This is a genomic window from Pseudomonas sp. CP4 (genome assembly GCF_047758505.1).
Lineage (GTDB): Bacteria > Pseudomonadota > Gammaproteobacteria > Pseudomonadales > Pseudomonadaceae > Aquipseudomonas > Aquipseudomonas fluorescens_AO.
Genome location: NZ_CP180489.1, coordinates 608,525 through 633,306, shown reverse-complemented (window position 1 = coordinate 633,306; position 24,782 = coordinate 608,525). Strand labels below are relative to the sequence as shown.

Genomic DNA, 24,782 nt, shown 5'->3' with positions numbered 1-24,782 from the left:
CTTCAGGTGACTCGGCCCTTTTTGCTGACTGGTGACAGCCTCGAAGCCCGCAATAGATCAGCAAAAGCCGCCTTGTCGATCGGCCGGCTCATGAAGTAGCCCTGCACCTCGTTGCATTGATCCTTGCCGAGAATCGCCAGTTGCTCCTCGGTCTCGACGCCTTCGGCCGTCACCGTCAAACCCATGGCTTTGCCCAAACCGATGATCGCCTGCACCACGGCGCGATCATTAGTGCCGCTGCTGATCGAGGCGATAAAGCGCTTGTCGATCTTGATCCCGTCGAACGGATAGGCGCGCAGATAACCGAGCGACGAATAGCCGGTGCCGAAGTCGTCCATGTTCAGACGCACGCCGAGTTCCTTGAGCTGATTCATGGTCATCAGCGCGCCATCGGTGTCGTTGAGCATCACGTTCTCGGTGATTTCCAGCTCCAGGCGGCTGGCCGGGAAACGCGTTGCCACCAGCACTTCGCGAACGTCTTCGACCACATCGCTAAGGGCGAACTGCGCTGGCGAGAGGTTCACCGACAGCAGAATGTCAGACGGCCAGTCCAGCGCGGTTTCGCAGGCTTCGCGCAGAACCCAGCGCCCCAGCGGCACGATCAGGTCGGTCTGTTCGGCGAGCGGAATGAACACGTCCGGCCCGAGCAAGCCTTGGGTCGGATGCTGCCAGCGCACCAGCGCTTCCACCGAGACGATGTGCTTGCCATCAACCTTGTAGCGCGGCTGATAGTGCAGGACGAACTCGTTGTGCTTGAGCGCATGGCGCAGGTCATCTTCCATTTGCCGGCGCGTCTTGATCTGATCGCTCATGTGCGCTTCGAAATAGCACCAGGTGTTCTTGCCGTCGGATTTGGCCTGGTATAGCGCGATGTCGGCGTAGCGGATCAGATCGCTGGCGACGAAGCCGTGCCGACGGCTGAGCGCGATACCGACACTGGCGCCGATGTGCAGCGGATGCTGTTCGTAGAGAATCGGCTGATGCAGGCTGCCGATCAGCCGTGTGCAGAATTTGTCGATCTCGTTATGGCTGTCCATGCCATTGAGCACCACCACGAATTCATCACCACCGAGGCGGGCAACGAGGTCGTGCTCGCGGGTGCACTCACGCAGACGCGTGGCGACTTCCTGCAGCACCGCGTCGCCGGCCGGATGGCCGAGGGAGTCGTTGATCGGTTTGAAATTGTCCAGATCGATCATCAGCAGCGACAGCGGCGGTGCATGTTCCTTCAATAGCAGCACTTCATCCAGATAGCGCGCCAGTTTGTTGCGGTTGGGCAGACCGGTCAGGGCGTCGTGCATCGACAGGTGCTGGATCTGCGCGTGGGCGGCGACTTCGTCGGTGATGTCGCTGGCGGTGCCGCGATAACCGACGACATTGTCCTTGTCAAAAATCGGCCGTGCGGAGAGTCGGCAATGGCGCGGCTGGCCGGATTCATCGCGGTAGGTGCAACGCAAATCGCCGGCGCTGTTTTCTTCGCTGAGTTTGCGCAGCCACAGCTCCAGAGGTGTGGTGTCGCAGGTCAATAATTCGCCGATGTCCTGGCCCAGCCACAGGGCTTGCGAGTAGCCGGTGACCTCGCTGAAACGCGCCGACAGATAGGTCAGCGCCAACTGACCATCGACTTCCCAGATCCAGTCCGACGCCGCCTCGGCCACGGCGCGAAAACGTTCTTCGCTGGCTTCCAGCGCGTGGTTGGCCGCTTCCAATGCCTGATTCGACGCCTGCATCGCTTGGATACTGTTATCGACGTATTGCGAAGAGCGCAGGGCGTGGCGAAAAAAATATGCCGTCAGCAGCATCAGTACCAGGAATGTCGCGCCGAGCGGTGGCACCAGCGTCCACAACAATTGCTGGCCGGGCCGCTGCAGGTCGGCCACGAGGCTGTAGCCGGTGCTGTCGAGCGGTACGCTTGGATGGTCATTTTTAACCGTGTCATCCGGGACAAGAGTCAGGTTTGACAGGCCATAACCGCTGCCGATCTTGCGCAATTTGGTCGGCGTCAGCTTGTCGACGAATACCAGCACCGAGGTGTTTCTCAGTTCGTCCAGCGGACGCTCGTCGTTTGGAATGATCGCGGCAGCGGTGATCAGCGCCGGCCAGCCTTCGAACAGCGAATAGCTGCTGATCGGTTTGGTCAGGTCGGGCTGACTGAGCACCTGCTCGACCAGCGCCGAGGCAGGCGCTTGCAGCACCGTGGACACGTCGGTTTCGACCATCTGCCCGCGAATCACCGCGTACTTGGTGCGATTGCGATCGAGAACGAACACGCCGTCATAGCCGTCGGTCGTGAACATGGTTTTGCCCATGTTCTGTTCGGTGTAGGCCCAGTCGACGTCGATCGGCCCGCTCAAGGCCTCATAGGCGCGGGTCCAGTAGGCGTAGCTGGTGATGTAGTTTTTCGAGGTGGTGATGCGGTTCTCCACGGCGCGCACGGAGTAGAACTGGTTCTGTTCCAGGTCTTTGGCATCAAGGGTATTGGCGATACCCAGCAAGGTGCTGATGGCGGCAATGACGCCAGCGACGAACAACGCGCCAACGGCGATGGCCAGGCGTCGGGTCACAGCGCGCTGTGGGGTGGGGATTGGCGGCGCAGCGTGAGTTACGGCCATGTGCTCGTCCTTGATCCGGTGTCTTCTGAATCTAGAACAATGGCGCGGGCACAATGTTCAGATTGATGTTATTGGCATCGCCGGGATTTGTTCAAAGTGTAGCGAATCTTGCGAGATTTCCAGCATGGCCGGCCAGCGGCGAATCCCGAAAGGGCGAGACTTCCCGCACAAAAACCGGATAATGGCCGCCATTCGTTTAGCCGTATTCTGGTAATCCCGCATGGAAATCAAGGTCAACTTTCTCGACAACCTTCGACTTGAAGCCAAGTTCGACGACTTCACGGTGATCGCCGATCAGCCAATTCGCTACAAGGGCGATGGCTCGGCACCGGGGCCGTTCGACTACTTCCTGGCGTCGTCGGCCTTGTGCGCGGCTTACTTCGTCAAGCTGTACTGCGACACACGCAACATTCCGACAGAGCACATTCGCCTGTCGCAGAACAACATCGTCGACCCGGAAAACCGCTACAACCAGATCTTCAAGATCCAGGTTGAATTGCCCGCCGACATCTCGGACAAGGATCGCCAGGGCATCCTGCGTTCCATCGACCGCTGCACGGTCAAAAAAGTGGTGCAGACCGGCCCCGAGTTCATCATCGAAGAAGTCGACAACCTCGACGCCGATGCCCAGGCCTTGTTGATGCCGCAGTCCGATTCCCAGGCGGGCACCTACATTGCCGGCAAGGACCTGCCGCTGGAACAGACCATCGCCAACATGTCGAAGATCCTTGCCGACCTCGGCATGAAGATCGAAATCGCCTCGTGGCGCAACATCGTGCCGAACGTCTGGTCGCTGCATATCCGCGATGCGCATTCGCCGATGTGCTTTACCAACGGCAAGGGCGCGACCAAGGAAGGTGCACTGGCCTCGGCGCTGGGCGAGTTCATTGAGCGCCTCAATTGCAACTTCTTCTATAACGACCAGTTCTGGGGCGAAGACATCGCCAATGCCGAATTTGTGCATTACCCGGACGAGAAATGGTTCAAGCCGGGTCCGAAGGACGAGTTGCCGGGCGAGATTCTCGACGACTATACCCTCGGCATTTACAACCGCGACGGCGAGTTGCGCGGTTCGCACCTGTACGACACCAACTCCGGCAACACCCAGCGCGGTATCTGCTCGCTGCCGTTCGTGCGCCAGTCGGACGGTGAGGTGGTGTACTTCCCGTCCAACCTGATTGAAAACCTCTACCTGAGCAACGGCATGAGCGCCGGCAACACCTTGGCCGAAGCGCAGGTGCAGTGCCTGTCGGAAATTTTCGAGCGCGCCGTCAAACGCGAAATCCTCGAAGGCGAAATGGCCCTGCCGGACGTACCGCAAGAGGTACTGGAGAAATATCCGAGCATCCTCGCCGGCATCAAAGGCCTGGAAGAGCAGGGCTTCCCGGTGCTGGTCAAGGACGCCTCGCTGGGCGGTGAATTCCCGGTGATGTGCGTGACCCTGATGAACCCGCGCACTGGCGGCGTCTTCGCTTCCTTCGGCGCGCACCCGAGCCTGGAAGTCGCGCTGGAACGCAGCCTGACCGAACTGCTTCAGGGCCGCAGCTTCGAAGGCCTCAATGACTTGCCGCAGCCGACGTTCTCAGGGCAGGCAGTGACCGAACCGAACAACTTCGTCGAGCACTTCATCGATTCCAGCGGTGTGGTGTCGTGGCGCTTCTTCAGCGCCAAACCAGACTTCGAATTTGTCGAGTGGGACTTCTCAGGCCAAGGCGAAAACTCCAACGCCGAAGAAGCCGCGACCCTGTTCGGCATCCTCGAAGACATGGGCAAGGAAGTCTACATGGCGGTCTACGAGCACATCGGCGCCAAGGCCTGCCGCATCCTCGTGCCGGATTACTCGGAGATCTACCCGATCGAAGACCTGATCTGGGACAACACCAACAAAGCCCTGCAATTCCGCGCCGACATTCTCAATCTGCACAACCTCAGCAAGGTTGGCCTGCGCAATCTGGTCCAGGGCCTGGAACGCAGCGAGCAGGATGACTACACCGATATCACCACGCTGATCGGCATCGAGTTCGACGACAACACACCGTGGGGCAAGTTGACGATTCTCGAACTGCGCCTGTTGATCTACCTCGCGCTGCAGAAGTTTGACGAGGCGAAGGATCTGGTCGAGGCGTTCCTGCAATACAACGACAACACTGTTGAGCGCGGCTTGTTTTATCAGGCTGTGAATGTGGTGCTGGAGATGGAGTTGGACGACGATCTCGAGCTGGAAGACTACGAGGCCAACTTCCGTCGGATGTTTGGCGACGAGCGCATGGATGCGGCGATTGGTTCGGTAAATGGCAGTGTGCGGTTCTATGGCCTGACACCGACCAGCATGAAGCTGGAAGGGCTGGATCGGCATTTGCGCTTGATCGAGAGCTATAAAAAGCTGCATGCGGCGCGGGCGGGTGTGGCGGCTTTGTCGCATTGAAGAGCTGGCTCAGAATGCTTCGCTTTCGGCTTGAGTGTGGCTGCGTGGCTTGAACCGCAGCCCCTCACCCCAGCCCTCTCCCGAGGGAGAGGGAGCCGATCCATGTGTTTTTCAATATTCGCGTTCGACTCGGTTTGCCAGGTCGGCGTATTTAGACCAAACACCGCGGTCAGTTCCCTCTCCCTCCGGGAGAGGGCTAGGCTGAGGGGCTTTGGCTTTAGCGGCCATGCGCTGCATCCGCCAACTGCCCCGTATCCACTCGCACAAACACTGAATCACCCACCGCTGTCAGCACTTCCCCGGCATACACCTCGCAAATCACCCGGGTCTTGCGCCCGACCTCACCTTCGACCCGTGCACGCAAGAGCAGCGGTACGCCCATGGGCGTCGGTTTGATGAACTTGATCCCGAGGTTGCCCGTCACGCAGTCGATGCGCGGCAGGCTGCCGGCTTCGCGATTTTCTGCGCGGTAGTGCCAGGCCATGGCGGTCCAGTTGGAGTGGCAGTCGACCAGCATGGCGATCAGCCCGCCGTAGACCAGATCCGGCCAGCCGCAGTATTGGGCTTCGGGCACGTGTTCGGCGATCACGTGGCTGCCGTCTTCGTCCCAGCGACTCTTGACGTGCAGGCCTTGCGGGTTGCGGCCGCCGCAGCCGTAGCAAACGCCGTCGGGGGCGGCGAGGTCTTGCAGCGGGGTGTCGTGGCTGGACATGGTGTGGGTCATCCTGAAATGGCGAGGCCGGACAGGCGCAAGCGGTTGCGGCCGCCACGTTTGGACTCGTAGAGCGCGGCATCGCCAAGTTCGATCAGCGCATCCAGACTGGCTGGTGGTTTGTCGAACAGGGTGGCGCCGATGCTCAAGGTCACCGCAGCGGACGTGGGATAGGTGTGCGACGCCAGGGCCAGAAACTGTTCGCGCAAGGCATTGCCCAGTTCAAGGATAGCTTCGGGCGAAGCGTTGTTGAGCAACATCAAAAACTCATCGCCACCCAGGCGCGCAGTCAGCGCATTGGCCGGTAGCTGGGCACGGATCATCTCGCTCAAAGCGATCAGCAAGCGGTCGCCAGCGATGTGCCCATACTGATCGTTGACCAGTTTGAAGTTGTCGATGTCGATCAACAGCAGCGCACCCGGGCGTTGCGGGCCTACGCTGGCGAGCAGGCGTGGCGTGCGTTTTTCCAGGGCGCGGCGGTTGTAAAGGGCGGTGAGCGGATCGCGCTCGGCGAGGCGGGCGATCTGCTTTTCCCGGCGATAACGCTCGGTGCCGGTCATCGACAGCGCAATCAACATGATCGCCATAGCGCCTTCGACCAGTGAAATCTGGATGATCTCGCCACGAAACGCCGCCAGATCGATCAGCGTGCCGGGGATCACTACGGTCAGAGCCTTGGCCACATAAAAGATGCCATGGGCGAGCAGCACAAAGCGCAGTTGCACCGCGCCGACGCTCAGTGACTTGCCGTGCGGACGCAATAGCGAACTGGCCTTGAGTGTCGGAAGCGCCACCAGCAGCGAGTTGGCCACCAGCATGGCCTTGGACCACAGCGGTCCGTCCGGCAACATCAACATGATCAGCCACGTTGCGAAAACCAGGTACCACGCCGGCGACATTCGGGTCTGGGTGAAGCGCGCGACGCCGAGCAGGAAAAAGAAGTGTGCAGTCACCAGCAGACCGTTGGCGAACCAGATGCCCAGCAGCAGAAAACCGCTGCTGCGCAGCAGGGCGAGGGTAGAACCGATGGTGATGGTGGCGAAACCGGCGCTCCAGAACAGTAGCGAAGGCTCACGGATGCTGCGCCATTCGACCGCCAGATACAGCGCGGCAGCGGCTGCGAGGGCGATCGTGATGGTCAGCATCGTTGGCGGGTCGAGCGGCATTTCCGGGCAGGCCTGTATGTATGGCAATAGGCCTGCGATTGTAAGCGTTTGGTCAGGTTTTTCGCAGGGGGCGCGTCGCCGGGCAGACCACTGGCGCTCCGGCGGTCACTCCTGGGCGGTCAGCCATGTGTCAATAACGCGGCGATCGAGCTCTTCCCAATAGGCCATGCCCAGCACTCGCGTGGTGTTGAGCCCGCGCAGGTAACCGCGCAGTTGCTGGGCGGTGTCGCGGATCAATGGCTTGTCACGGGCATTTTTGTCCAGCAGGACGCTTTCGTACTGCATCAGGTATTCGGCTACGCGCTCGCGATATTCGGGCAGCACGGCATCACGGATCAGATCAAACGTTCTCAAGGCGAGACCCTCATCATTTTTCTTGGTTTACGCAGTGTGCATCAGTCTGCGCGGCACGCAACTATTGCTGGAAGTAATAGTGACCATCAAGAAACGCAAGTTCTGCTTTGCCAGCGATCGGCGGAAAATCGCCTCCATCGAAGACGCAGCTCAAGGAAATTGCGCGATGAACATTCTGACTCGACTGGCAATGATCGCCCTGCTGATGGGCGGGGTGGTTACCGCACCGGCTTACGCAGACGACGCCCGGTCGTGTCACCTGCAACCCATCGCTGCCAGCGCCTCGGCGTTGCAGCACACGCAGACCGTAGGTGTATTGCTCAGCGAAAACACGCTGCAGAACCTGCAATACCTGGAGCGCTACCACGACATGGCGCTGAACGGCGCGAAGGACGCACTGGACTCGCAAATCCGCGACGCCTTTGTCGGCAGCTCCGACCCGGAACTGGCGCTCGACTGGCTGGTGAGTTCGCTGCAGCAACAGTTCGTCTCGGTGACCGTTTACGACAACCTGGATGAACTGCTTCAGGCCCATCCGGATGTGGTGGTCAAGCTCGACACCTTCAATCGCTTGCTGACCCAACGCAACAGTCTCGTCGAGGCGCGCTTCTCTGCACGGTTCTACGACGCCGACCTGCAATACATCGGCAAGGCCGAGGGCGCAATCGAGCAGGAGTTGCCTTCGGTCTGGGTGCATGACCGTGCGGCGCCGCAAATCGCCGCGCAGATCAATCAGCAGCGTGACCTGCAACTCAATGCGCTGAAGCAATTCGATGTGTCGCTCAAGGCCTTGGTGGCGTCGAGCTGATTCTCCAAAAATTGAATGGCAGCGGCGATGCCGTGAAGTCGAACCGTTGCCGGTTGAACCGAACCTTTATTTTCAGGATTTACCCCATGCGTCCTTTATTCGTGCCAGCCATGGCTTTTGTTTCTTTGCTGCTCGCTGGTTGTGCTTCGGCGCCGAACGATCCGACCCTGACGTTGCAGACCAGCAAGACACCGGCGCAGTACGCCGAGTGCGTGGTGCCGAAGTTGCAGGGCAGTGCGTTGAACCCGACGGTTTCGCAGAATCAGCGCAGTTATCGGATTGTGGTGCCGAGCAAGGTGTCGGCGGACAACGTGCTGGAGGCGTACAAGGCGGGGAAGGGCGGCAAGGTGTTCATTTATGAGCGGCATTTGCTGGCGTCGAATCTGTTGCCTTCGAGTTTTGAGCGGGCGGCTCAGGAGTGCATTTGATCTGAGCGCTTGACGGGTTTTGACAGAGCTCCTTTGGTTGGCCGCAACCAACCAATTTTTTGGCCCCACACTGGTTTTCGGTTGTGGGGCTTTTTTTTTGGACTTGGCGGCCTTTGGGCCGACCATGCTTCGGGGTTTTTGGGTGTATATCCTTTTTTGGTGGTGTTGCGGCTGGCGGTTTCGCCCTTACGGCGAGGCACTTTTTCCAGACGCCGAAAAAGTACCCAAAAAGGCTTCGCCCTGACGTTCGGCCCGCTCGCTGGGGCTCGGGGTTCCTTCGCTCCGGGATCGATCCGGGCGCAGCGGCTACGGTTTGCTTCGCTGCACCTCCTTCCGCTGTGTACGACTGCGTCGTACGGTCGCTGCGCTCCCACCCCCGGATCAATCCCTCCACTCAGCCTGCCGACGGGCTCCAGGATCAAAAGCTTTACTCGAGCTAACGCTCATCGTGTTGGGTGGCGGGACGGCCTGCTTGGTTTGCTTTTGCTTTCCTGTGGGAGCGAGCTTGCTCGCGAAGGCGGCCTGCCAGCCGACCTGTTCTTGAGCGGAACGCGATCCAACTGGAGCTGCCGAAGGCTGCGATCTTTTGATCTGGCCTTCGCTTTTGCTTTTCCGTTGAGAGCAAGCCTGCATTGGACGTTGGGTGTTGACCAATTCCTGTTCACGCCACAAAAACCTGTGGGAGCGAGCCTGCTCGCGAAGGCGGTGTGTGCCGCGATCACGAACAGCGCTCCGGAACCCATTCACCCCGTCACACACCCAACCGGCACTTTCCCCGCAAACGTATCAACCAGACTCGCCACCACCATTTCCCCCATCCGCGTGCGGGTCTGCAAGGTGGCGCTGGCCCGATGCGGTTGCAGCACCACCTGTTCATTACCAAACAGCGCTTCAGGCACATTCGGCTCATCGACAAACACATCCAGCCCAGCCCCGGCAATTTCACCAGCCGCAAGCGCGGCAACCAGATCAGCTTCATTGACCAGTTTGCCCCGCGCGACGTTGATCAGATAACCGTCCTTGCCCAGCGCTTGCAGCACTTGCGCATCAATGATCGCTTCGCCCTTGTCCGCCGCGGCGGCGAGGATCAGGGCGTCGCTGTCGCGGGCCAGTTGTTTGAGGTCGGCGATGAAGGTGTGGGGGACGTCGCTCATGCGTTGCAGGTCGGTGTAGCTGATCGGGCAGCCGAAGGCGGCGGCGCGGGTGGCGATGGCGCGGCCGACGCGGCCCATGCCGACGATGCCGATGCGCATGCCGGAGACTTGTCGGGCCAAGGGCAGCGGGGCAAGTGGGGTCGGGCTTTGTGGCCATTGGCCGGAGCGGACGTAGCGGTCGCTGGTGCACAGGCCTCGACAGACCGAGATGAGCAGGCCGATGGCGAGGTCGGCGACGTCTTCGGTGAGGGCGCCGATGGTGGCGGTGACGCGGATGCCACGGTCGCGGGCGTAGGCCAGGTCGACGGCGTCGGTGCCAACACCATTGACCGCCACCACTTCAAGGTTCGGCAGTTGCGCCATCAGCGCCTGGCTGATGCCGGTGTGGCCGCCCGTTATAACGCCGCGAATGTTGGCGCCGTGTTCTTTTATATAGGCGGCTTTGTCCGGTTGCTGGAAGTAGCGACGTACGGTGAACAGTTCGTCCAGACGCGCGTTGATTTCCGGGATCAGGATCGGGCTCAGTTGCAGGATTTCTGGCTTCATGGCTACCTCGTTACGCAATAAAAAGGCCGGCTCAACCGCGGCCGGCAAACGGCATGGCGCTGGCCATGACGGTCATGTTCAGGACGTTGGCCGATAGCGGCAGGCCGGCGATGTAGCGCACCGCATCGGCGACGTGTTTGACGTCGACCATTGGCTCGACGGCGATGCTGCCGTTAGCCTGGCGCACGCCTTTGGTCATGCGCACCGACATTTCCGTCAGGGCATTGCCGATGTCGATCTGGCTACAAGCGATGTTGAATTCGCGGCCGTCCAGCGCCAGCGATTTGGTCAGGCCGAGCACGGCGTGTTTGCTCGCGGTGTAGGCGCTGCTGAACGGGCGCGGGGTGTGTGCCGAGATCGAACCGTTGTTGATGATCCGCCCGCCCTGCGGCTGTTGTTTACGCATCAGCCCGAACGCGCCGCGAGCGCAGAGGAAGACGCCGTTGAGGTTGGTGTCGATCACGTTGCGCCATTGCTCGAAGGTCAACTCGTCCAGCGGTACGGCGGGGGCGTTGACGCCGGCGTTGTTGAAGACCACGTCGAGGCGGCCGTAGACCTCGGCAATGGTCGCGAACAGCACGTCGACACTGTCCGGATCGCGCACGTCGGTGGGGACCGCCAGTGCTTGGTGGCCCTGGCTCTGCGCCAGTTCGACCAGCGCCTGCAAAGGCTCGGGCCGGCGGCCGGCGAGCACGAGGGTGAAACCGTCGGCCATCAGGCCCAGCGCCACGGCGCGGCCAATGCCAGTGCCGGCGCCGGTGACCAGCGCGACTTTCAAAGGGGTATTCATATTGTTGTTCTCCTTTTTTCTGAACCGCTGGGTCAGGGCCGTGGGCCGACGCGCATTTCCAATTCGCCGATGCCGTCGATGCCGGCGCTAATCACATCGCCCGGTTGCAGACTGTCAACGCCGGCGGGGCTGCCGGTCATGATCAGGTCGCCGGCGCGCAGGGCCACCGATTGCGAGATGCGCGCGATCACTTCACTGACCGACCAGATCTGGCTGTCGAGGTTGTCGCGCTGGCGTTCTTCGCCGTTGACGTTCAGCCACAACTCGCCTTCGGGATGGCCGCAGCGGCTCACCGGGACCACGGCAGTCATCGGCGCGGCGCCGTCAAACACCTTGGCGCCTTCCCACGGCAAGCCGTTGCTCTTGGCCGCGCGTTGCACATCGCGGCGGGTCAGGTCGAGGCCGGCGGCGTAGCCCCAGACGTAGGCGAGCGCTTGATCCTCCGGGATATTCGCGCCGCCTTCACCGATGGCCACGACCAGTTCGATTTCGTGAACGAAGTCCTCGCACACCGAGGGAAAAGCCACGTCGCCGAGCGCATCGACCACGCAACTTGTCGGTTTCATGAAAAATACTGGCGGCTGGCGCGATTGGCCTTGCGAGTCCGGCCACGGGTAGTTGCGGCCGACACAGAACACTCGGCCGACGGGGAAGCGCTGCTCGGTGCCGAGAACCGGCAAGGTCACCGGCAGATCCGGGGTAAAGACGTATTCGGTCATGTTCATCCTGCGGGTCATCCTGTTTGAAAGGGCAGCGTACGGCGGCTGGCGTCGGCGAAGTTGGACGAAAGCCGCCTGCGTTTGGACAAATCCGGGTTATTCGCCTCAGCGCACCTTCAGTTCGATGCGATACAGGCGCCCGAGCAGCAACGAGTAGGAGAGGGTGCCGATCAGTGCCACGCCGCCGATAAACCAGAAGGCATAGGCGAAGGTGCCGGTGGCGTGGACGATGGCGCCGATCACGATCGGCGTGACGATGCCGCCGATGTTCGCCGCCAGGCTGGTAATGCCGCCGGTGAGGCCGATCAGCTCTTTCGGCGCCACTTCCGACACCGCCGCCCACGACGAAGACGCGATGCCTTGGGCGAAGAAAGCGATGGTCAACACCGCGATGCAGATCAGGTTGGAGTCGGTGAAGTTCACCAGCACGATCGACATGCCCAGCATCGAACCGACCACCAGCGGCAACTTGCGCGCAAACGACATCGAGTAGCCGCGACGGATCAGCAGGTCGGAAACGATGCCGGCCAGCAGGATTCCCACGGTCGCACCGACGAAGGGCAGCACGGCGAAGATCCCGGCCTTGATCATGGTCAGTTTGCGTTCTTCGATCAGGTAGGTCGGAAACCAGGTGAGGAAGAAGTACAGCGCCGAGGTGCTGGCGAATTTGCCGATGCAGATCGCCCAGATCTGCCGATAGCTGAACAGCTCGGCAATCTGCCGCCAGTTGAAACGGGTGCGCTCCTGGCTGCTCTTGACCAGACCGCCACCGGTTTCGATGTACTTCAATTCTTCCTGGCTGACTTTCTTGCAGTTCAGCGGGTCGCGATACAGGTACAGCCACAACACACCGAAAACGATGCCGAGTGCGCCGGTGCTGTAGAACACGTGGCGCCAGTCGAAAGTGGTCGCCAGCCAAAGCAGCGCGCCGGTGAACAGTGCCGTACCGAGGTACTGGCCGCACACGTAGATGCTGCTGGCCAGCCCGCGTTCCCGCGCCGGGAACCACACCGTCACGGCGCGGCTGTTGGCCGGGAAAGCCGGGGCTTCCATGGCGCCGACCGCCAGGCGCAGGCCGAACAGCGAGGCAAACCCCGTGGCGAAACCCTGACAGACAGTGACGGTCGACCAGCTGATCAGCGATACGCCGTAGGTGAAGCGCGAGCCGAACCGGTCAGCGATAAACCCCGCCGGCACCAGCGCCAGCGCATAGGTCCAGGCGAAGGCGGAAAAAATCAGGCCCATCTCGATCTTGTCCAGTCCCAGGTCCTTGGCCATGAACGGCGCGGCGATCGAGATGTTCACCCGGTCGATGTAATTGATGATCGTCGCGATCAGCAGCAACGACAGCATGAACCAGCGCCGCCGCGTAGGCAGACGCTGCGTCGTAACGGCATCGCGTGCGCCGGCTATCACCGGCGGCACAGTGGCACTGGAGGAATGGGAGTTGGACATGCGGAGACCTCGTTATTGTTAGTAGAGTCGAGATTTTTCGAGCAGCCGATGCCGTTGCCCGCAACGTGTGGGGCAATGCAAGCGAACGGGTTGCAGCGCGGGTTTCAGACGTTCAGGAGCGTCTTTGTGCGATTGACTTCAAGGGGAGGTCGGGCGGGGCGGCGAGGGGAAATAGCAGGATCATGACGTGCGCACCTTCGATTGTTTTTGAAAGAGGTTGGGCTGCGTTGGTCATTACAGTGGTCGTACAACGGTTCTAAATCAACCGATGGGTTAGAACGTTTTTTCTTCACAAAAGCCGGTTTGGCGAACGTGTCCAAAAAAATAAATGCGTTAAGTTTTAATAATTCTGATTAGGAATATTTCCTAAGATTCTGAAATTAAACACTTTGTGTTGATCTTCGACTATTTCTGCTTTTGGACAGGCGCATTGCCACTCCATCGGCAGAAAAAACTCCAGGCGCCGTCGTCATCGTATGACTGATTGCCGACCACCGCTCAACCCTGCAAGATGACAAGCGCCACCTCACTGCCCGGAGGACCTCCTGCCCATGTCTTCACCCAGCCGTATTCCGACCTACGTCATGCAGCAACGCAGCGAATTGACCGATTTCTACATTCGCGACAAAAAGGGTCGGCGCGCCGAAACCGCTCCTCATCGGCATGAGTACTTCCAGATCCAGATCAACCTCGGCGGCGACACCGTGCAGCACATCGGCAGCGTCCAGCGGCCATTCCCGCGCAACACCCTGGCGTTCATCCTGCCGCACCGCGTACACGTGATTCCGCATCCCGAGGACAGCAATTTCATCGTCATCAACTTTTCCCAGACGTTCCTCTTGCCGCATCTGCAATGCGACCCGATGGACCTGGAAGAAGTGTCGATCCTGCTCGCGCCGGAGCTGTCGCCGTTCCGCTTTCAGGAGCATCTGGATTTCATTTTGGGCGATGAGGATTTCGCTCAGGTTTGTGGCCTGATCGAGCAGATGCGCGCACTTGATGAGAATCGTCAGTTCGGCACGCGGGAAATGCTCAAAGGGCTCTTGCTGCAGATGATCGGTAGCGTGTGTTTTCTCTATGCCGAACCGCTCAAGCGTCTGGCGGAAGAGAATGCCGCCGAGAACAGCCGTCGCGACGCCTTGAGCCGCATGTTCGAATACTTGCGGAAGAACATCGCCGATCCTGATCTCAACCTGATCAAAGTCGCCGCTGCGACCTATCTGTCACCGACCTACCTGACGCACTGGCTGCGCAAGGAAATCGGCAAGACCTTCACCGAACTGGTGCTGGAGCGGCGCATGCACGCCGCGCGCAATTTCCTCCTCAACAGTACGCGTTCGGTGGGCGAAGTGGCGCGATTGTGCGGGTTCGCCGATGAGGCTTATTTCTCCCGGCGTTTTCGCCAGATTCACGGCCAGCCACCGGGCCAGTTTCGCCGCCGCCAGCTCAACCCGGACACGCCGCAGACGCCACTGAATACTTAGAGCGGCGCTCAGACCCACTTGAAGCGGGCAGGGAAGCGCGCCACAAAACAGGTGCCCGTTTCACGGTCGGACGTCACGCTCAAGGTGCCGTTGTGCGCATTGGCAATTTGCCCGGCGATGTACAAGCCCAGTCCCAGCCCTTCGTTGCGTTGGCCTGCTTCGGAACGGGAAAACGGTTCGAACAGCAGCGGCATCAGCGCTGGCGGGATTGGTGTGCCCTGATTGGTCAACGAAATAACGATCTCGTCGCCCTCGGCGAAGGCTTTGAGCACGATCGGTTCGGCCGTGGAGCCGTGGGTCACGGCGTTGCCCAGCAGATTCGACAACAGTTGGCTGATGCGCAGCGGGTCGCAATAAACCCCGGCCGGCACCTCAAGCGTGGCAACAAACCTCGCCTGCGGGTACGCCACCTGGATTTCTTCAAGGGTCTGGCGCAGCGTTTGCTGCAAATCATCGACCAGTTTGCGCTGCACCGGAATGCCACTGCCGAGCCGACCCCGGGCGAAGTCGAGGATGTTTTCGATCAGCACGCCCATGCGCACCGAGCTGGTGCGGATCGCCGACAACAGCGTACGCGAGCGCTTGTCCTCGGCTTTGCTTTGCAGCAGATCGGCGCTCATGCGAATAGCGCTGAGCGGCGTACGCAAGTCATGGCCCAATACGGCAATGAATTGCTCGCGCAGACGGCCCAATTCATGGGCATCGGCCAGCGCGGTTTTGGTCGCGTGCAAATGGCTCTGGGTATCCAGGCTCATCGCAATCAATTGGGCGAAGAGGGTAAGAGTTTTCTCAATGGCCGGCTCGTCGAGGTTCGCTGGAACCGAATCGATGGCGCAGAGTGTGCCGAAAAATTCGCCATTGGCTTTGATGATCGGAATGGAAATGTAGCTTTCCAGGCCGTAGGTTTTCGGCGTGTGATGCTTGGAGAACAGCGGGTGCTGGCTGGCGTGGCCGAAGATCACCGGCTGATGGTGCTGACGGATCTCATGACAAATCGTCGATTCCAGCACCAGTTCGCCGCCGGGCAACAGGCCGAAGTCAATCGAATCATCCACGGCGCAGGCGATCCACTTGCTCTCGGTAACCCGCGCTACGGCGGCGAAGCGCATGCCGGTCATGTGCTTGACCATGCTCAGGATCACCGGCACGGCGTCAATGCTGCCGATGGCTTCGAGGTCGGAGGAGAAATCTGTCTGGGGCATGGCCGGCGCTTCGCGAAAGTGTCGCCAGAGACTATCGGTAATTCCCGGCCATGCCTAATGAACATGCAAAAAAGGGCGCCGGGAAAAGTCCCGGCGCATTTGGCGTTACTTGCTGACCACTATCGACTCAGAACTTGTACTTTGCGGTCATCATGTAGCTGCGCGGCGTGCCGTAGTTGTCGGTCGAGCCCCAGGTCACGTCGGTGCCGATGGAGGAGTAGTACTTGCGATCAAAGATGTTGTTGGCGTTGACCTGCAGGTCGAGGTGCTTGTTGACCTCGTAACCGGCCATCAAGTCGGTGGTCGCATAGCCACCCTGTTGCAGGCGATAGCTGCTGCCATTGGCCAAAGCGATGTCGTTGTACATGCGGCTCTGCCAGTAGACGTTGCCACCCACGCGCAGTTTCTCCAGTGGGCCTTGGAAGCGGTACACGGTCGAGACCTTGAACAAGTGCTCGGGCATGTCGGTGTCGAATTTCTGATTATTGTTGGCCGGGTTTTCGTCCTTGATGTAGTGGGCGCGGGTGTAGGTGTAGCCGGCGCCGACTTGCCATTGCTCGGTCAGCGCACCTTGCAGTTCCATGTCCACGCCTTGGGCGCGAACCTTGCCGGAGGTTTCGTAGCAGGTCAGTTCCGGGCAGCCGAGCTGGGTCGCCGCCTGGGTGGCGCGGTTGGTCTGGTCCATCTGGAACACCGCCACGCTGCCGTTCAGCGCACCGTCGAAATATTCGCCCTTGATACCGACCTCATAGTTTTCACCAACGATCGGCTCCAGCACTTTGCCGCCGAGATCTTTCTGGGTTTGCGGGGTAAAGATGTCGGTGTAGCTGGCGTAGACCGAGTGATGGTCGTCGAGTTTGTAGATCAGGCCGGCGTAACGGGTCAGGTTGCGGGTGACTTTGAAGTCGCCGTCGGCGCTGCGATCGTCGTAGTCATACCAGTCCAGACGACTGCCGAGAATCAACGTCAGCGGGTCGGCCAGGCTCAAGCGAGTGGTCAGGTAAACCGCGTCCTGAGTGGTGACGTTGCGCGACTTGCCGCTACGGACGAAGTCAGGTTTTGGCGCGGCGATCGGCAGGCCGGTGTCGTAGGGCGAGTATTCCTTGGTGGTGGCGTCGTACACGCGATTGCTCGCGCCGACCACCAATTCGTGGGTACGGCCGAACGCTTCGAACGGGCCGCTGGCGAAACCGTCGAAGGCGCGTTGCTTGTCGGTGTGGTGCGACTGGTAGGCGGTGGTTTCCAGCGGGCCGTCGTAACGCGACAGGTACGTGCCGGAGAATTCGCCCTCGAGGGTCGACGTCGAGCCACCGAGGTGCAGTTTCCAGTCGTTGTCGAAACGGTGTTCGACTTCACCGAACACGGTGTCGACCTGCAGCTTGCGGTTTTCCCAATCGGTGCCCGGGTAAGTGGAGCGGGGCAGATCGAGGTGGTGGCCGTTTTCGCCGATCGGCAGGCCGCCCCAGAAATAGTTGGTCTGATCGTTCTGCCGGGAGAAACCCAGGGTCGCGGTGGTGCTTTCGCTCAGGTCGGCTTCACCGATGGCGTAGAACAGGCCGTGATCGTTTTCTTCCTTGTCGCGGAAGCTGTCGGCGCCCTGGTACGACGTCACGACGCGGCCACGCAGGGTGCCGCTTTCGTTCAGCGGGCTGGAGGCATCGACTTCGCCACGGTAATCATCCCAGCTGCCGGCGGCGCCGGTGAGGGTCACGCGCTGATCAGCGGTCGGACGCTTGCGCACCATGTTGATCGCCGCCGACGGGTTGCCGGCACCGGTGACCAGGCCGGTCGCGCCACGGACGATTTCCACTCGGTCGAACATCGCCAGGTTCGGTTGCACGGCCAAAGTGAACGGTGAATACGAGCTGGGCAGGCCGTCGTACATGATGTTGTCGATGTCGAAACCGCGCGCCTTGTAAGTCTGCCGGCCCGGGCCGCTGGCCTCGCTGAGGAACAGCCCCGGCGTGCCGCGCACCACGTCGTTGACGCTGGTCATGTTCTGATCGTCCATGCGCTGGCGAGTGATCACCGTCACCGCCTGCGGCGTTTCGCGCATGGTCAGCGACAGTTTGGTCGCGGTCTGCATCGGGCCGGTGGTGTAGGACTGCGTGTCTTCGGTGGTGCTGCTCATCTGCGTGGCGCCGATTTCGGTCGCTTGCAGTTCCAGCGGACCATCGGCTGGCGCAGTGGGTGCGGTTTCTTCGGCCAGCGCAGGTGCGATGCTGGCCATGCCGATGGCGATTGCGAGGAGGTTAGGTGAGAGGTTCGAACGGCGGTGGATCGTGTGAAACGACATCTATCTGCTTCCCCAGATTACCCAAACGAAATTGATGCGAGTGCATGTAAGAATCATTCGCATTAGTATGTAGGATGTTTCTGAGGGGGTAAACCCGTACGGCTCAGTTAGTTAATGAATTTTTCACAATTGAATCGATGCTCTCGTGGAAACGAATGTGGGAGCGGGCTTGCTCGCTCCCACAGTTTTTGCCTGGTGGTCGGTCAGACAGACCGCGTCTGGTTCAATTCAGATCTTCTGCCCCATGCCGCTCCGGCACCTGGCTGTCTTCATCGCCCCAGGTGCGGTTCACCCGTTGCCCACGGATGACCGCCGGCCGCTTGGCGATTGCTTCCGCCCAGCGCTGCACATGGGTGTACTCATGCGCCGCGAGAAACTCCGCCGCCGAGTAAACGTTGTTGCGCACCAGTTGCCCGTACCAGGGCCACACGGCGATGTCAGCGATGGTGTACTCGTCGCCGGCCAGATAGGCGTTGTCGGCGAGACGGCGGTTGAGCACATCCAGTTGCCGTTTGGCTTCCATGGTGAAGCGGTTGATCGGGTATTCGAGCTTCTCCGGCGCATACGCGTAGAAATGCCCGAAGCCACCGCCCAGATACGGCGCCGAGCCCATTTGCCAGAACAGCCAGTTGAGGGTTTCGGTACGACCGGCCGGATCCTTGGGCAGCAAAGCGCCGAACTTTTCCGCCAGGTACAGCAGGATCGAACCGGACTCGAACACCCGGATCGGCGGCTCGACGCTGCGATCCAGCAGCGCCGGAATCTTCGAATTGGGATTGACCTCCACAAAGCCGCTGGAGAACTGATCGCCCTCGCCAATGCGGATCAGCCAGGCGTCGTATTCGGCCTCGCTGTGCCCGAGTGCGAGCAGCTCTTCGAGCATGATGGTGACTTTGACGCCGTTGGGCGTGGCCAGCGAATACAGCTGCAACGGATGCTTGCCGACCGGCAGCTCTTTGTCATGAGTCGGCCCGGCAACAGGGCGGTTGATGCTGGCGAACTGGCCGCCGGACGGGGCTTCGTGTTTCCAGACCTTGGGCGGAACGTAAGACGCGTTGCTCATGAAACGGACCTCGTCGATGCTGGGAGAGAACAGGTAGACACCGTATCTCGAAAGGATTGAGAACACTACCTTGTGGGAGCTGGCTTGCCAGCGTTGACGGCGGCACATCCAGCATCAATATTGGCTGACCCACCGCAATCGCTGGCAAGCCAGCTCCCACAGGTTCGGAGTCAGGCACAAATCTCCCGTGGGAGCGAGCCTGCTCCCGAAAGCGTCGGCAGGGTCGCCGCGCCTAACGGCTCCAATACTGCCCAACCGCACCCCCGACTCCCTGCACCGGATCGGTCTCAGGAAACGCCAGCCCCTCGATCCGCGCCAACTGCGCATCACTCGGCGCGGCCCGGCAGATATCTGCCTGCTGCCCCGGCGGATAAGCACCTACCACCAGAAAATCCTCGCTCGAGCCCAGATTGCAGTGCCCGGTCCCGGCCGGCAGCAGCAATACATCCCCGGCACTGACGTCGACGACTTGCCCATCAGGCCCGCCCAACATCAACCGCGCCTGACCGGCCGCCACGCCAAGCACTTCATGGCCTTCGGTGTGGTAGTGGTGATAGTCATAAATGCCGTAGCGCCACTGCGCCGGCCAGCCATTGGCGCCGAACGTCTGCTCGAAGCGCGCCGCCGGGTCGTCGCCCTCGATGGCCACCGCGCTGCGGTAGATCAGCACCGGCAAACGTGGATTGTTCGGCACCCAGTCATGGCGTTCGAGCAGCAGGGTTTGTACTTCAGTCATGGCCCATCCTCCTTCGATCATTTCTCAATCGACCGCAGGGCAGGGCACTCGCCTCAAAAAATCATTGCTGCGTAAACATGGGGCCAGGGCCCATGCCCACACAATCCATCGAAACTTCATCGCTAAGCGGGCTGTCCAGACCCTTACATGTCCATGCACCGGCAAATGGCGAGGGTCAAGATGACGATGACAGTAGGGGATTTTCTGGTTGAACGGCTCAGCGAATGGGGCGTGACACGAATTTTTGGCTATCCGGGCGATGGCATCAACGGCGTGTTCGGCGCCATGAGCCGGGCCAAGGGCAAGATCGAATTCGTCCAGGCACGGCACGAGGAAATGGCTGCGTTCATGGCCTCGGCCCACGCCAAGTTCACCGGCGAGCTGGGCGTCTGCATCGCCACCTCCGGTCCCGGCGCTTCGCACTTGATCACCGGCCTCTACGATGCGCGCATGGACCACATGCCGGTGCTGGCCATCGTCGGTCAGCAGGCGCGCACGGCGCTGGGCAGTCACTACCAGCAAGAGCTGGATCTGGTGTCGATGTTCAAGGATGTTGCCGGCGCGTTCGTGCAGCAGGCTTCGGCGCCGTCGCAAGTGCGCCATCTGCTCGATCGCGCGGTGCGTACCGCTGTCGGCGAGCGCCGCGTCACCGCGCTGATTCTGCCCAATGACTTGCAGGATCTGCCTTACGAGCAACCGGCGCGCGCCCATGGCACCGCGCATTCCGGCGTCGGCTACAGCAAGCCGAAAGTCGTTCCGTATGCAGCCGATCTGCAACGCGCCGCCGAGGTACTGAACAGCGGCGAGAAAGTCGCGATTCTGGTCGGTGCCGGTGCACTGGAGGCGACTGATCAAGTCATCGCCGTGGCAGATAAACTCGGCGCCGGTGTCGCCAAAGCGCTGCTGGGCAAAGCGGTATTGCCCGACGATTTGCAGTGGGTCACCGGCAGCATCGGCCTGCTCGGCACCGAGCCCAGCTACAAGCTGATGAGCGAGTGCGACACCTTGCTGATGATCGGATCGGGCTTCCCGTATTCCGAATTTCTGCCCAAGGAAGGCCAGGCGCGCGGCGTTCAGATCGATCTGCAGCCGGACATGCTCAGCCTGCGTTATCCGATGGAGGTCAATCTGGTCGGCGATTCAGCAGAAACTCTCGCCGCGTTGCTGCCGCTGCTGGAACAGAAGACCTCGAACAAATGGCGCAAGAAGATCGAAGGCTGGCGCAGCAGTTGGGAGAAAACCCTGGAAAAACGCGCCATGGCCAAAGCCGATCCGGTCAATCCGCAACGGGTGGTCTATGAGTTGTCACCGCGTTTGCCCGAGCAGGCCATCATTACCAGCGACTCCGGCTCCTGCGCCAACTGGTTCGCCCGCGATCTGAAAGTCCGTCGCGGCATGAAATGCTCGTTGTCCGGTGGCCTGGCCTCGATGGGCGCGGCGGTGCCCTATGCGATCGCGGCGAAATTTGCTTACCCGGAACGCCCGGTCATTGCCCTGGTCGGCGACGGCGCGATGCAGATGAACAACATGGCCGAGCTGATCACCGTCGCCAAATACTGGCGCCAGTGGCAAAGCCCGAAATGGATCTGCGCGGTGTTCAACAATGAAGACCTCAACCAGGTCACCTGGGAGCAGCGGGTGATGGAGGGCGATCCGAAGTTCGAAGCGTCGCAGAGCATTCCGGACGTGCCATATCACCTGTTCGCGATCTCCATTGGCCTCAAGGGCATTTTCGTTGATCGCGAGGAAGAGGTCGCCGCTGCTTGGGAACAGGCACTCGCCTCGGAAGTGCCGGTGCTGATCGAGTTCAAGACCGACCCGAACGTGCCGCCGCTGCCACCGCACATCAAGCTTGAGCAAGCGAAGAAATTCGCCACGACCCTGCTCAAGGGCGATCCGGACGAAGCCGGGGTGATCGTGCAGACCGCCAAGCAGGTACTGGGCGCCGTGTTGCCCGGGAAGAAATGACGGTGTGCGCTTGAACGACTCAACCCTCTACATCGGTTGCGCCGGCTGGAGTCTCGCTCGCGAGCACTGGCCGGCATTCCCCGCCGAAGGCACGCACCTGCAACGCTACGCCGCGCGCTTCAACTGTGTGGAAATCAACAGCTCGTTCTACCGCCCGCATCGCCGTCAAACCTACGAACGCTGGGCCGACTCGGTGGCGCCGGACTTTCGCTTCGCAGTGAAAGTGCCGAAGCTCATTACCCATGAACAGCGGCTGGCGGACAGCGCGGCCGCGCTCGATGAGTTTCTCGGGCAATGTCAGGGCTTGGGTGATCGACTCGGCTGCTTGCTGGTGCAATTGCCACCGAAACTGGCGTTTGAGGCGCCGGTAGCCGAGGCTTTCTTCCGGACCTTGCGCGAGCTTTTTCAAGGCCGCGTGGTGCTGGAGCCGCGACACGAATCCTGGACGGGCGCTGAGGCCATGCTGGTGGACCTGCAGATTGCCCAGGCGGTGGTCGATCCCTCGCGGATCAGCACCGACACCGCGCCGGGTGGCTGGCAAGGCCTGCAGTATTGGCGCCTGCACGGCTCGCCACGGATTTATCACAGCGCTTATGACGCGGCTTATTTGCAGCAGCTTGCTCAGAACCTGCAGAGCGCGAAGGCTGAAGGCAAAGACATCTGGTGCATCTTCGACAACACCGCCAGCGGCGCTGCCACAGCCGATGCGCTGGCTTTGAAGGCCTTGATCGAAGGCGTCGAACGCTGAACGACGACGCTCTCGCCACCCACACAAACCATCCGGCTACAGGTAAACTCCGCGCACTTTTTCAAGGAGTTCACATGAGTTACTACCAGCCGGGCATTCTCGCCACCCCTGTTCCTGCGCAAGCACGTCATCTGTTTTTCGCCCTGGCGTCGGTTGAAGCCTTGCCGCAAGCGATCGACAACCTGCTGATGCTGGTGGATGGCAAGTCGGCGGTGCTCGGTTTTGGTGAGTCGTTGACCAAGGCGCTGAATGTCGAAATCGCCGGCCTGCGCAGCTTCCCGGCGCTGACCGGCGTGGGCGTGAACAACCCGTCGACCCAGCATGCCCTGTGGATCTGGCTGCACGGTGTCGACCGGGGTGAGTTGCTCAACCGTTGCAACGCTATTGAAGCCGCGCTGGCCCCGGCCTTGCGTCTGGTCGAGATGCAGGAAGCCTTCCGCCACATGGACGGCCACGACCTCACCGGGTACGAGGACGGTACGGAAAACCCCCACGATGACGCCGCTGTCGCCGCCGCGCTGCTGACTTCCGGCGCTGACGGACTGGTCGGTGGCAGCTTCGCCGCGATCCAGCAATGGCAGCACGACCTCAAGGGTTTTCATCGCCTGTCTGCCGGCGCCAAGGACGACATCATGGGGCGGCGCTTGAGCGATAACGAAGAAATCGACGACGCGCCGATCTCCGCCCACGTCAAACGCACCGCGCAGGAAAGCTTCGCACCCGAAGCGTTCGTTGTGCGCCGTTCGATGCCGTGGATCGAAGGCGATCGCGCTGGTTTGATGTTCCTCGCTTTCGGTTTCTCGCTGGATGCCTTCGAAGCGCAACTGCGCCGCATGAGCGGTCTGGAGGATGGTATCGCCGATGGCTTGTACCAGATCAGCCGACCAATCACCGGCGGTTACTACTGGTGTCCGCCTCTCAAGGACGGACGCCTTGATCTGCGCGCGTTGCGCATTGGCTGAGGACTGAATATGAATGTGGTGCGCTGGGGCATGATCGGTTGCGGCAGCGTCGCTGAACGCAAGAGCGGGCCGGCCTTCTACAAGGCACCCGGTTCGGCGCTCGTCGCGGTGATGGGCCGACGCCCTGAAGCGGTGACCGATTACGCCGCGCGCCATGGCATCAGCCGCGTCTATACCGACGTCGATGCGCTGATCAATGATCCCGAAGTCGACGCGGTGTACATCGCCACACCGCCCGACAGCCACCACGCCTACAGCCTGAAAGTCGCCGCCGCCGGCAAGCATTGCTGCGTGGAAAAGCCCATGGCGCTCAACGCCGGGCAAAGCCGCGAGATGCAGCAAGCGTTTGCCGCTGCCGGTCTGCACTTGTTCGTCTCTTACTACCGTCGCTCGCTGCCGCGCTTCGCTCAGGTGCGGCAATGGCTGGAGGAGGGGCGCATCGGCGATGTCCGCCATCTGAGCTGGACACTGACCAAAGCGCCGTCGCCGGCTGATCTTGAAGGTCGGGAGAATTGGCGTACCGATCCGGCGGTGGCCGGCGGCGGCTACTTTGCCGACTTGGCCAGCCATGGCCTGGACCTGTTCCAGTATCTGCTTGGCGACATCGTTGAAGTCGCCGGTTTCACCGCGCGTCAGGCAGGTCTGTACGCGGCGGAAGATGCGGTCAGCGCCACTTGGCGATTCGCCTCCGGGGCGCTGGGCATGGGTTGCTGGAACTTTGTTGCGGACCGGCGTGAGGACCGTGTCGAGATTATTGGCAGCAAGGGACGCATCGGTTTTTCCGTGTTCGACGAGCATCCGGTGCAGCTGTTTGCCGATGAGCAAATCAGCCTGGAAATTGCCCATCACGAACATATCCAGTGGCATCACGTGCTGGGGATGAATGCGCATATTCGGGGTGAATCACAGCACCCCGCCGTGGCCGAGCAAGCCGTCAAGTCCGACTGGGTCATGGATCAGATACTCAAACGCTGAGTAGACCACGACCGCTTGTGGGAGCGAGCCTGCTCGCGAAAGCATCCTGTCAGTCAGTATTTTGGTGACTGACACACCGCTTTCGCGAGCAGGCTCGCTCCCACAGATTTTGCCAGCGCAACACGCATCTAAGGTTATGCCCAAACAATATTTCTCAATCTCGTCATAACAACTCTAAG

General features: G+C 60.8%; 20 protein-coding genes. 8 read left to right on the top strand and 12 right to left on the bottom strand.

Annotated features, from left to right (window positions below; translation table 11 throughout):
* Positions 1–2: 2 nt before the first annotated feature.
* On the bottom strand, positions 3–2,612 hold the full coding sequence (locus ACMYUN_RS02585) for an EAL domain-containing protein (protein ID WP_415762703.1): 2,610 nt from the start codon (positions 2,610–2,612) through the stop codon (positions 3–5).
* Positions 2,613–2,832: 220 nt separating this feature from the next.
* On the opposite strand from ACMYUN_RS02585, the gene ACMYUN_RS02580 reads away from it, so the two are divergent.
* Complete coding sequence (locus ACMYUN_RS02580; protein ID WP_415762702.1) at positions 2,833–5,037, top strand: OsmC domain/YcaO domain-containing protein; 2,205 nt, start codon at positions 2,833–2,835, stop codon at positions 5,035–5,037.
* A gap of 217 nt (positions 5,038–5,254) precedes the next feature.
* Here ACMYUN_RS02580 and ACMYUN_RS02575 read toward each other — a convergent pair whose 3' ends face one another.
* The 3 genes from ACMYUN_RS02575 to ACMYUN_RS02565 form a co-directional block, all read right to left on the bottom strand.
* Positions 5,255–5,749: a PaaI family thioesterase gene (locus tag ACMYUN_RS02575; protein WP_039758747.1), complete on the bottom strand. Its 495-nt coding sequence runs from the start codon at positions 5,747–5,749 to the stop codon at positions 5,255–5,257.
* Between the two features lie 8 nt (positions 5,750–5,757).
* Positions 5,758–6,915: a GGDEF domain-containing protein gene (locus tag ACMYUN_RS02570; RefSeq protein WP_415762701.1), complete on the bottom strand. Its 1,158-nt coding sequence runs from the start codon at positions 6,913–6,915 to the stop codon at positions 5,758–5,760.
* Between the two features lie 105 nt (positions 6,916–7,020).
* Positions 7,021–7,269: a hypothetical protein gene (locus tag ACMYUN_RS02565; RefSeq protein ID WP_129998743.1), complete on the bottom strand. Its 249-nt coding sequence runs from the start codon at positions 7,267–7,269 to the stop codon at positions 7,021–7,023.
* Between the two features lie 166 nt (positions 7,270–7,435).
* On the opposite strand from ACMYUN_RS02565, the gene ACMYUN_RS02560 reads away from it, so the two are divergent.
* Both ACMYUN_RS02560 and ACMYUN_RS02555 read left to right on the top strand, forming a co-directional pair.
* On the top strand, positions 7,436–8,077 hold the full coding sequence (locus ACMYUN_RS02560) for a class II glutamine amidotransferase (protein WP_039758743.1): 642 nt from the start codon (positions 7,436–7,438) through the stop codon (positions 8,075–8,077).
* An 86-nt stretch (positions 8,078–8,163) separates the two neighbouring features.
* Complete coding sequence (locus ACMYUN_RS02555; protein WP_415762700.1) at positions 8,164–8,505, top strand: hypothetical protein; 342 nt, start codon at positions 8,164–8,166, stop codon at positions 8,503–8,505.
* 743 nt (positions 8,506–9,248) lie between these two features.
* On the opposite strand, the gene ACMYUN_RS02550 is transcribed toward ACMYUN_RS02555, so the two are convergent.
* The 4 genes from ACMYUN_RS02550 to ACMYUN_RS02535 all read right to left on the bottom strand — a co-directional run bounded on the left by ACMYUN_RS02550 (position 9,249) and on the right by ACMYUN_RS02535 (position 13,169).
* Positions 9,249–10,205, bottom strand: coding sequence for a 2-hydroxyacid dehydrogenase (locus ACMYUN_RS02550; protein ID WP_415762699.1), 957 nt, complete (start codon positions 10,203–10,205; stop codon positions 9,249–9,251).
* Between the two features lie 31 nt (positions 10,206–10,236).
* Complete coding sequence (locus ACMYUN_RS02545) at positions 10,237–10,995, bottom strand: SDR family oxidoreductase (RefSeq protein ID WP_415762698.1); 759 nt, start codon at positions 10,993–10,995, stop codon at positions 10,237–10,239.
* Positions 10,996–11,027: 32 nt separating this feature from the next.
* Complete coding sequence (locus ACMYUN_RS02540) at positions 11,028–11,720, bottom strand: fumarylacetoacetate hydrolase family protein (protein WP_415762697.1); 693 nt, start codon at positions 11,718–11,720, stop codon at positions 11,028–11,030.
* Positions 11,721–11,819: 99 nt separating this feature from the next.
* Positions 11,820–13,169 carry an MFS transporter gene (locus ACMYUN_RS02535; RefSeq protein WP_129998545.1) on the bottom strand — a complete coding sequence of 450 codons (1,350 nt, stop codon included), beginning with the start codon at positions 13,167–13,169 and terminating at the stop codon, positions 11,820–11,822.
* A 551-nt stretch (positions 13,170–13,720) separates the two neighbouring features.
* On the opposite strand from ACMYUN_RS02535, the gene ACMYUN_RS02530 reads away from it, so the two are divergent.
* Complete coding sequence (locus ACMYUN_RS02530) at positions 13,721–14,653, top strand: helix-turn-helix transcriptional regulator (protein WP_039758730.1); 933 nt, start codon at positions 13,721–13,723, stop codon at positions 14,651–14,653.
* Positions 14,654–14,661: 8 nt separating this feature from the next.
* Here the strand turns inward: ACMYUN_RS02530 and ACMYUN_RS02525 are convergent, their stop codons facing one another.
* The 4 genes from ACMYUN_RS02525 to ACMYUN_RS02510 form a co-directional block, all read right to left on the bottom strand.
* Positions 14,662–15,855 (bottom strand): ATP-binding protein, encoded by a 1,194-nt coding sequence (locus ACMYUN_RS02525; RefSeq protein WP_415762695.1) that lies wholly within the window; start codon positions 15,853–15,855, stop codon positions 14,662–14,664.
* Between the two features lie 127 nt (positions 15,856–15,982).
* Positions 15,983–18,151 (bottom strand): TonB-dependent siderophore receptor, encoded by a 2,169-nt coding sequence (locus ACMYUN_RS02520; protein ID WP_415762694.1) that lies wholly within the window; start codon positions 18,149–18,151, stop codon positions 15,983–15,985.
* A 223-nt stretch (positions 18,152–18,374) separates the two neighbouring features.
* Positions 18,375–19,214: a glutathione-dependent disulfide-bond oxidoreductase gene (gene yghU, locus ACMYUN_RS02515; RefSeq protein ID WP_415762693.1), complete on the bottom strand. Its 840-nt coding sequence runs from the start codon at positions 19,212–19,214 to the stop codon at positions 18,375–18,377.
* A 232-nt stretch (positions 19,215–19,446) separates the two neighbouring features.
* Complete coding sequence (locus tag ACMYUN_RS02510) at positions 19,447–19,950, bottom strand: cupin (RefSeq protein WP_415762692.1); 504 nt, start codon at positions 19,948–19,950, stop codon at positions 19,447–19,449.
* Between the two features lie 180 nt (positions 19,951–20,130).
* Between ACMYUN_RS02510 and ACMYUN_RS02505 the strand changes: the two genes are divergently transcribed.
* The 4 genes from ACMYUN_RS02505 to ACMYUN_RS02490 all read left to right on the top strand — a co-directional run bounded on the left by ACMYUN_RS02505 (position 20,131) and on the right by ACMYUN_RS02490 (position 24,603).
* Entirely contained in the window at positions 20,131–21,918 is a 1,788-nt protein-coding gene (locus ACMYUN_RS02505) for a thiamine pyrophosphate-requiring protein (RefSeq protein WP_415762691.1), read from the top strand.
* 10 nt (positions 21,919–21,928) lie between these two features.
* Positions 21,929–22,666, top strand: coding sequence for a DUF72 domain-containing protein (locus ACMYUN_RS02500; protein ID WP_415762690.1), 738 nt, complete (start codon positions 21,929–21,931; stop codon positions 22,664–22,666).
* A 74-nt stretch (positions 22,667–22,740) separates the two neighbouring features.
* Positions 22,741–23,628 carry a Dyp-type peroxidase gene (locus ACMYUN_RS02495; protein ID WP_415762688.1) on the top strand — a complete coding sequence of 296 codons (888 nt, stop codon included), beginning with the start codon at positions 22,741–22,743 and terminating at the stop codon, positions 23,626–23,628.
* A gap of 9 nt (positions 23,629–23,637) precedes the next feature.
* Positions 23,638–24,603: a Gfo/Idh/MocA family protein gene (locus ACMYUN_RS02490; protein ID WP_415762687.1), complete on the top strand. Its 966-nt coding sequence runs from the start codon at positions 23,638–23,640 to the stop codon at positions 24,601–24,603.
* Positions 24,604–24,782 lie beyond the last annotated feature (179 nt).